Source organism: Streptacidiphilus sp. ASG 303, assembly GCF_020991365.1.
GTDB lineage: Bacteria > Actinomycetota > Actinomycetes > Streptomycetales > Streptomycetaceae > Peterkaempfera.
The window spans coordinates 112,524-121,024 of record NZ_JAJLRA010000018.1 but is presented as its reverse complement, the minus strand read 5'-3'; the positions used below and the strand labels follow the sequence as shown (position 1 = coordinate 121,024).

5 protein-coding genes and 1 pseudogene are annotated in these 8,501 nt (G+C 77.4%); 3 read left to right on the top strand and 3 right to left on the bottom strand.

Annotation, left to right across the window (positions count from 1 at the left end):
* From LO771_RS20985 to LO771_RS20975, 3 genes and pseudogenes are all read right to left on the bottom strand, one after another.
* A pseudogene (locus tag LO771_RS20985) lies at positions 1–352 on the bottom strand (carbohydrate ABC transporter substrate-binding protein); the annotation flags it as partial.
* A 106-nt stretch (positions 353–458) separates the two neighbouring features.
* The gene (locus tag LO771_RS20980; RefSeq protein ID WP_230654742.1) at positions 459–2,198 is read right to left on the bottom strand and encodes a glycoside hydrolase family 13 protein; all 1,740 of its coding nucleotides are present in this window, start codon (positions 2,196–2,198) and stop codon (positions 459–461) included.
* Positions 2,199–2,692: 494 nt separating this feature from the next.
* Positions 2,693–3,967 carry an ABC transporter substrate-binding protein gene (locus tag LO771_RS20975; protein ID WP_230654740.1) on the bottom strand — a complete coding sequence of 425 codons (1,275 nt, stop codon included), beginning with the start codon at positions 3,965–3,967 and terminating at the stop codon, positions 2,693–2,695.
* 142 nt (positions 3,968–4,109) lie between these two features.
* Here LO771_RS20975 and LO771_RS20970 point away from each other — a divergent pair, with 142 nt between their 5' ends.
* The 3 genes from LO771_RS20970 to LO771_RS20960 all read left to right on the top strand — a co-directional run bounded on the left by LO771_RS20970 (position 4,110) and on the right by LO771_RS20960 (position 7,825).
* Positions 4,110–4,613: a PadR family transcriptional regulator gene (locus LO771_RS20970; RefSeq protein WP_230654739.1), complete on the top strand. Its 504-nt coding sequence runs from the start codon at positions 4,110–4,112 to the stop codon at positions 4,611–4,613.
* A gap of 161 nt (positions 4,614–4,774) precedes the next feature.
* A complete protein-coding gene (locus tag LO771_RS20965) occupies positions 4,775–5,506 on the top strand; it encodes an ABC transporter ATP-binding protein (protein ID WP_230654765.1) in 732 nt (243 codons plus the stop codon).
* Between the two features lie 6 nt (positions 5,507–5,512).
* Positions 5,513–7,825, top strand: a complete 2,313-nt coding sequence (locus LO771_RS20960) for an ABC transporter permease (RefSeq protein WP_230654738.1) — start codon at positions 5,513–5,515, stop codon at positions 7,823–7,825.
* Positions 7,826–8,501: the final 676 nt, after the last annotated feature.

Here is an 8,501-nt window from a genome sequence, read left to right as displayed (position 1 = left end):
GCACCCCGACCTGGGGCAGGAACGCCACGTCCGGCGCGGCGCCGCCCTGCACCTTGCTGCCCAGGAACGCCGAGACGTTGTCGCCGGTGGGCACGTAGGTCGCCGTCGCGCCGGTGCGCTTCGCGAAGTCGTCCAGCACCTTCTTGAACGTCGCCTGCTCCGGACCCGTCCAGATCGCCGCGACCTCGACCGTCTTGCCGTGCAGGTCGGGGAGGCCGAGCCCGGAGGCGGGCGAGGCGGCCGCCGGGGAGGCGGTGCCCGCCGCGGAATCCGCGGAACCGCTGCTGCTGCAGGCGCTGGCGAGGACCGCCAGGGCCGCCATGCCGACCGTTCCGGCCGATCTCCACTTCATGGTGTCCTCCTTGTCGAGGACGCGGCTCCGATGCCGCGTCCGTGGGTGCCGCCGCGGGTGGTGGCCGGGGCGGCGGTGGGTCCCCCGCCGGGTGGCGGGGGGCGGCTCAGTCCAGGACCCCGGAGGGGTCGCAGGACCACCAGGCCGCGGTGCCGGCCGGCAGGGTGCCGTCGGCGCAGGGGCCGCTGGAGAGGAGCGGGGGTCCGGCGACGGGGGCCGGGACCGGGCCGTCGCCGAAGTTGACGGCGCACACCAGTCCGTCGCCGCGCACGAACGCGAGGACGTCGGGCGGGGAGTCCAGCCAGCGGAGCGGCCCCTCCCCCAGGTGCGGCAGGCTGCGGCGCAGCTGCAGCGCGTCGCGGTACAGGTGCCAGAAGGACCCGACGTCGGCCAGGGCGCGCTCGGTGGTGTGCGCGGCGAACCAGTCGGGCTGCGGCAGCCAGGGGCGGGCGTCACCGCCCGTGGTGAAGCCGAACGGCGAGACGTGGCCGGACCAGGGCAGCGGCACCCGGCAGCCGTCGCGGACGCGCAGGCGGCTGCCCGTACGGTGGAAGACGGGGTCGGTGAGCACCTCGTCGGGCAGGTCCAGGACCTCGGCGAGGCCCAGCTCCTCGCCCTGGTAGACGTACGCGGCGCCGGGGAGGGCGAGCATGAGCAGGGCGGCGGCGCGGGCGCGCGGGCCGCCGGTGCCGGCGCCGGACGGGTCGGCGTCCCCGGACGGGGACGCGTAACGGGTGACGGTGCGGACCTGGTCGTGGTTGTTCAGCACCCACGTGACGGTCGAGCCGGTCCCGGCGATGTCGCGCAGAGCTTCCTCGATGACGCCCCGGAAGGCGGCGGCCTCCCAGGGGGCGGCCAGGAGGTCGAAGAAGAACGCCTGGTGGAGCTCGTCGGGGCGGACGTAGGCGGCGTGCTCGGCGGCGGTGGGGACCGACACCTCGCCGACCAGGAGGCGCTCGCGCCCGTCGCGGGCCGCGGCCTCGTCGCAGAGGCGGCGCCAGGAGCGCCACACCTCGTGGACCTCCGGCTGGTTCCAGGCGAGGGGGTTGACCGAGTCGCGGGTGCGCTCGTCGGCGTAGGGGTCCGGGGAGTCGGGCAGGTCGGGGTGCTTGAAGAGGCCGGCCGCCACGTCGATGCGGAACCCGTCGACGCCGCGCTCCAGCCAGAAGGACAGGATCCGCTCGAATGCGCGGCCCGTCTCGGGGTTGCGCCAGTTCAGGTCGGGCTGCTCGGGGGTGAACATGTGCAGGTACCACTGGCCCGGGGTGCCGTCCGGTCCGGTGGTCCTGGTCCAGGCGGGCCCGCCGAACATCGCGCGCCAGTTGTTCGGGGGGAGCTCGCCGTGCTCGCCCCGGCCGTCGGCGAAGTGGAAGCGGGCGCGGGCCGGGCTGCCCGGGGCCGCGGCGAGGGCCTCGCGGAACCAGGGGTGGGCGCTGGAGCAGTGGTTGGGGACGATGTCCACCACGACCTTGAGGCCGAGGCGGTGGGCGTCGCGGACGAGGCGGTCGAACTCGTCGAGGTCCCCGTAGACCGGGTCCACGTCGCAGTAGTCCGCCACGTCGTAGCCGTGGTCGTGCTGGGGGGACGGGTAGAAGGGGCTGAGCCAGAGCCCGTCCACCCCGAGCCGCCTGAGGTAGGGCAGTCCGGCGCGGACGCCGGCCAGGTCCCCGATGCCGTCCCCGGTGCTGTCGAGGAAGCTGCGCACGTAGACCTGGTAGATCACGGCGTCGCGCCACCAGGGCTGCGGCTGGTGCAGCTCGGCGGCGGGCGCGGAGCGCTGCCGGGGGATCACGGGGGCTTGCGGGGAAGCCGTTGCGGGGTCGCTGGGGACCGCTGCGACGGTCATGGGGTCACCGTCCGTACTGGTAACGGAGTTGGGCGGCGGCCCGGCCGCGCGGCGCGCGGCAGCGGGCCGACCGGTGCAGAGCTCCGGCCGTTCACTACATGCATGTTATGTATGTGTGTCAGGGGGGTGTCAATGAGTCGAACAGGCAGGCGCCGCAGGCGTTTTCGGGCAGCGGGGGTCCCCGCGGACCCCGTGCCGGGCGGCGACGGGGCCCGGACCTGCACGGAGGCGGGAGCGGAGGAGGCGCGGCAGGGGGCGGCAGGGCGCAGCGCGGAACGGGAGCGGAACGGCAAGGAGCGGCCAGGCCGGGAGCGGCCCGGCACGGGAGCGGCGCGGGGGCGGGACAGGACGGGGCGCTCCGGCCCGGGGACAGGGCGCGGGAGGGAGACCCGCGGGAAGCGCTCCGGACGCCGGGAGGGCGCGCGGGAGGGCGCGGCGGAGACGGCCCGCGGCACGCTGCCCCGGCCGCCTCCCCGGGGAGGGTCCGGGCCGTGCTACGGCCGGCGGAGGACCGCGTCGAGCTCGCGGGACAGTCGCTCCGTGGTCGACTGCGGCGACCGGCGGAGGGTGAGGGCGTCGTGGACGACCGCGGCCACCACCAGGCTCACCTGGTCGTACTCCGGGCTCCGGGGCCTGGGCCGGGCCGAGAGGATGCTCTGCTTGAGCACCGGCAGGTAGGGGAAGCGGCGCACCAGCGCCGGGTCGTCGTACAGGGACGCCCACACCGGCGGCAGCGAGCCCTGGAGCAGGACCTGGCGCTGGTTCTCCTCCCCGGTCAGGTAGGCGATGAGGCGGCGCGCCGACTCCTGGTGCCGGGAGTAGCTGCTGACGGCCAGGTCCGAGCCGCCCAGCGAGGCGGCACCGGGGCCGTCGGGGCCGGGCAGCGGCACGACCCCGAACCGGCCCGCCACCCTGCTGCCCTTCGCCTGCGCCAGGTCGTAGACGTACGGCCAGCTGCGCAGGAAGAGGTAGCGGCCGTCCTGGAACGCCTTGCGGGACTCCTCCTCCTTGAAGGAGAGCGCCTCGCGGGGGATCCAGCCCTCCCGGACGCCGCCCACGAGGAAGTCCAGCGCCCTGCGGGCCTCGGGGCTGCCGACGGCGGCCCGCGTGCCGTCGCGGGTGAGGACCTGCCCGCCCGCGGACTGCACGGCCTCCGTGTAGTTGACGGTCAGCCCCTCGTACGGGAGGAACTGCCCCGCGTAGCCCTCCAGTCCGTGCCGGGGGGCGACGGTGCGGGCGAGGCGGGCCAGTTCGCCCCAGGTGCGGGGCGGGCGGAGGTGCTCCTGGTCGAGGACGTCCTTGCGGTAGTAGAGCATCCCCGCGTTGCTGACGTAGGGCACCGCGTAGAGCCGGCCGCGGAAGGTGGCCGTGGCGGTCACCGGGCCGAGGAAGCGGTCGAGCGGGAAGAGCCGCGGGTCGAGGGGGGTGATCCAGCCCGCCGCCGCGAACTCGGGCGTCCAGACCACGTCGAGGTTGAGGACGTCGTAACGGCCGCTGCGGGCCTGGAGGCTGCTGATCATCTGGGCGCGGGCGTCGTCGGCCGCCTCCGGCAGCTCGACGAGCGTGGCCCGCTCCGCCGGGTGGGCGCGGTTCCACTGGGCCAGCCTGCCCCGCAGGTAGCCGGTGAGGTCGCGGCCGGTGGCGAGGGTCACCGGCCCGGTGCCGCCCCGGTCGCCGGTCCGGACCGTGCCGGACAGGCCGGGCAGGGAGCACCCGGCGACCAGCAGCACCGCGGCCGTCAGCCGGAGGAGTACCCGCACTCTGCCCATCGACCCTCCCCATGGATTACCGTTATGTATACCCGGCTCCCGAACGGGAGGCCAGACGGAGGAGGGACGGCGGCCTGCGGTCCCGCGCGGGTGCGCCCGTACACTCTGACACGCGGGTGGAGCGGGGAGGAGGCGGTGGGCCGTGCGGGAGTCGCTGCTGGCGCTGCTCGCCAAGGAACCCGCCCACGGGTACGAGCTGAAGCAGGCCCTTGAGCACACCTTCGGCCCGGCGTACCCTCAGCCCAACATCGGCCAGATCTACGTGACGCTGGGCCGGCTGGAGAAGACCGGCCTGATCAGGGGGCAGGACGTCAGCCAGTCCAGCCGCCCCAACAAGCGGGTGTACGAGATCACCGACGCGGGGCGGGAGGAGCTCGCCGCCTGGTTCGAGAAGCCCACCGAGGGCCCGCGCGTGCGCGACGAGTTCTTCCTCAAGCTGATCCTCGCGCCGGGCACCGGCGGGGCCGACCGGCTCGCCCTGATCAACAAGCAGCGCCGCCACTACCTCAACACCATGCGAGGGCTCTCCCGGCTCGCCGCCGAGGGCCGGGACAACCGCGTCTCCCAGCTGCTGATCGAGGGGGCCATGCTCCACCTGCAGGCCGACCTCGACTGGTTGGAGCGCTGTCAGGAGGAACTGGAGTGAGCAGTACGGCCGGAGCCTCCGACCCGGTCCGCGGGCCGGAACGCCCGCGGTTCCCCCGCATCCCGCGGCCCCGGCTCCCGCGCGCCCGCACCCCGCGCCCGGAGTCCTCCGCCCCCTCCGCGACCCCCGCGACCCCCGGGGCGGGGCCGCACGGGGAGGCCGTGCTCCGGGTCCGGGGCCTGGTCCGCACGCACCGCTCCGAGGGCTCCGCCGTCCGGGCGCTGGACGGCGTCGACCTGGACGTGGACCGCGGCGAGTTCGTCGCGGTCATGGGCCCCTCCGGCGCGGGCAAGTCCACCCTGCTGCACCTGCTCGGCGGCCTGGACCGGCCGGACGGCGGGCAGATATGGCTGGAGGGCCGCCGGGTCGACGGGTTGAGCGAGGCGCGCTGGGCGCTGCTGCGCCGCCGCTCCGTCGGCATCGTCTTCCAGTTCTCGAACCTGGTCTCCACGATGACCGTCGCCGACAACGTCGAGCTGCCCGCCCTGCTCGCCGGCGCGTCCGCCCGGCAGGCCCGCACCCGCCGCGAGGAGCTCCTGGGCGAGCTCGGCCTGGCGGACAAGGCCCGCGCCGTGGCCGCCGGCCTCTCCGGCGGCGAGCAGCAGCGGGTCGCGCTGGCCCGCGCCCTGGTCAACGAGCCCGGCCTGCTGCTCGCCGACGAGCCGACCGGCAGCCTCGACAGCCGCAGCACGCGGGACGTGCTGCGGCTGCTCACGCGCTTCCACGAGCAGGGCCGCACCATCGTGCTCGTCACCCACGACGCACGGGTCGCCGCCACCGCCGAACGGGTCGTCAGCCTCTTCGACGGCCGGGTCGCGGACGACGCCGCCGTGGAGTCCGCCCCGCGGGGGCGGCGCACCACGCTCGCCGACGTCCTCGAGCTGAAGGGCTGACCCGCCGTGCGCGCGGAGCTGCGCTGGGCGGCGGCGGACTGCCGGGCGCGTCCCGGCCAGGCGCTGCTGGTGACCCTGGTCACCGCGGCGGTGGTGACGGCCCTGATGGTTGCGGGGGTCCTGCTCCAGGACGCGGTCAACCCCTGGCAGCGGATCTTCTCGGAGTCCTCCGGGGCCCACGTGTGGCTCCACCTCGACGCGGGCACCGGCACCGCCGCCCTCTCCCGCCTGGACGGGGTGGACGCGGTCGCCGGGCCGTACCGCACCGCGGTGGTGACGGTCCCGGCCGGCACCGGGAAGCTGCCCCTGGAGCTCAGGGCGGTGGGCTCCGCACCGCCGCGGATCTCCCGGCCGCTGCTGCGGTCGGGCCGCTGGCTGGACCCCGCGGAGCCGGACGGCGTCGTGCTGGAGCGGACCGCGGCGCGCGCGGCCGGCGCGGCCGCCGGCGCCCGGCTGGCGGTGCGGACGGCCGACGGGCGGACCCGCGTCCTGCGGGTGCTGGGGACCGCCGACACCGCCGACTCGGGGCCCTGCCCCGACTGGACCCCGGGGCTCGGCTGGGTGCTCCCCGGGACCCTGGCCGCAGTCGGACCGGCGGACGGCCGGACCGGGCTGGTGGCCGGCCTGCGGCTGCACGACCCCGCGGACACCGACTTCGCCGTCCAGCAGGCCGTGACGGCGCTCGGCGGCGCCCGGGTGGCCCGGGTGTCGACCTGGCAGCAGGTCCGGACCGCCGGGGAGCTGGACGGCCGCCTCCTGGGGCTGCTGCTCGGCGTCTTCGGCCTGGTGTCCCTGGTCGCGGTCGCGCTCGCGGCCGCCGGGGCGGCCGGCGAGCGGGTCCTGGCGCAGGTCGGGGACATCGCGATGCTCAAGGCCGTCGGCTTCACCCCGGCCCAGGTGGTGCGGATGGTCGTCTACCAGCACGCGGCGCTGGCCCTCGCCGGGGTGGCCCTGGGCACGGCGGGGGCGGCCCTGCTCGGCCCGGTGCTGCCCGACCCCGTCGGTCCCGCCGTGGCCCGCTGGCACGAGCTGCCGGGCGGCGCCGTCGCGGCCTCCGGGGCGGCCGTCGCCGGCGGGGTGGTGCTGCTGGTCGTCGCGGCGGTGGCGGCCGTGCCCGCCTGGCGCGCCGGCCGGGTGCCCGCGGTGCCGGGCATCCGGGGCGTGCGCCGGGTGAGCCGGCTGTCCCGGCTCGCCCGGCTGGCCCTGCTCCTGCGGCTGCCGCCGGCCCTGGTGCTCGGCGCGCGGGACGCGTTCCACCGGCCGCTGCGCGCCGGGCTGACCGTGGCGCGCCTCGCCATCCCGGTGATGGCCGTCACCGTGGCGCTGGGCAGCTGGGCCACCCTGGACGGCTTCCGGGCCCACCCGGAGCGGATCGGGCTGCCCGCCGCCCTGACCGCGCGGGCCCCGGGCCTCTCCCCCGGCGCCGTGCAGCGGCTGCTGGCCGGGACGCCCGGCGTGCGGGCCGCCTACGCCGGCGTCGAGACGGAGGCGCTGGTCCCCGGCCAGACCCGCACCGTCACCCTGCGGGGCCTCGGCACAGCCGCGGCCCCCTACCCCTACGCGCTGGCCGAGGGCCGCGGCATCCGGGACCGGGACGAGGCCGTGGCGGGCCAGGGGCTGCTGGACCTGATGCACGTCCGGGTGGGCCAGTGGGTGCGGGTGACGACGGCGGGCACGCCGCGCATCCTGCACGTCGTCGGCCGCAGCATCGAGCCCGAGCACAACGGCCAGATGCTCTCCGTCGGCCTCGACGCGCTGGAGGGGCGGGACGGCCCGCCCCCGCCGCAGTACTGGAACGTGGTGCTCGCCCCCGGCGCCGACCGGGAGGCGGTGCGGGCGGCCCTGGCGGCGGCCTCCGGCGGCCGGCTCGACGTCCGGCCGGTCGCGAACCCGGCGGACCGGCTGGGCGCGGTGCGGGTGGTGGTGGCGGGGCTGGTCGCGGTGCTCGGCCTCATCGGCCTGGCCGAACTCCTCACGGCGACCGCCGGCGGCCTGCGGGACCACGCCCGGGACCTGGGCGTGCTGCGCGCCATGGGACTGACACCCCGTCAGGTCACGGCGGTCGTGACCACCGGGACCGGCCTCACCGCACTGGCCGCGGTGGCGGTCGGGGTGCTGCTCGGCCTGCCGGTGTCGCGCTGGCTGATCGACCTCCAGGGCCGCAGCAGCGGGATCGGCTCCGGCATCGCCGGCTCCCCCTCCCCGGGGGCGCTGCTGCTGACCTGCGCCGTGGCGGTGGCGGCCGCCGTCTGCGTCCCGGTGGTGCCGGCGGCCCGCGCGGCGCGGGCGCCGGTGACGGCGGCGCTCCGCAGCACCTGAGGAGCCGTCCGGGGGCGTCCGGGGCGACGTCCCGGGTGGCGTCCCGGGAGGCCGGGCTCCCCGGTGGCGTCCCGGGAGGCCGGGCGGGCCGCCGGGGCCCGGGCGGTGCGGCCGCCGGGCCCGCCGCCGATCGCTGGCCTGCAACGCCTGCCCGGCCGCGGGCCCCCGGCGCCTGCACCGGGAGGCGGGCGCACGGCGCCTGCCCGAAGAGGCGCACTTGCGGGACGTTCGGGCGCGGGGGCGGGCGGGTGCTTGATCACTGCCCGCAGGCCGATTTGACTGCCTTTCCGGAGCCTGTCGGCGAAGCCGCCTCCGGCGCCGGCACCGCGGTCCCCCGGACGGCGCGGACCCCGGACGGCGCGCCCGCACGGCCGCCGCGGCGCGCCGGAAAGGCCCGTACCCGCGCACCGCCTTCCCGGGCGCACGAGTTCAAGGAAGAGGACGTCCTCCCATGCGCGACGCACCGCGCCGCCGCGGACCGCGGGGGCGGCGCCGGGCCGACCGGGCCCGGCGCGCGGCCCGCGGGCCGGCCCTCCCCCGCACGCGGGCCGCCCGGCCGGGAGACCGGCCGTGACGGCGTGGGGCGGCCGGCTCGCCCGCCGCGCAGGCCGGGGCGGCCGGGGACGGGCGGACGGGGCACCCGGGAAACCGGGTGGCGGCGACCGGTCCGGGCGGG

Excerpts from the sequence above, each read along its gene's own strand:
- LO771_RS20975 (WP_230654740.1), bottom strand. The coding sequence starts at position 3,967 with ATGGGCAGAGTGCGGGTACTCCTCCGGCTGACGGCCGCGGTGCTGCTG.
- LO771_RS20980 (WP_230654742.1), bottom strand. The coding sequence starts at position 2,198 with ATGACCGTCGCAGCGGTCCCCAGCGACCCCGCAACGGCTTCCCCGCAA.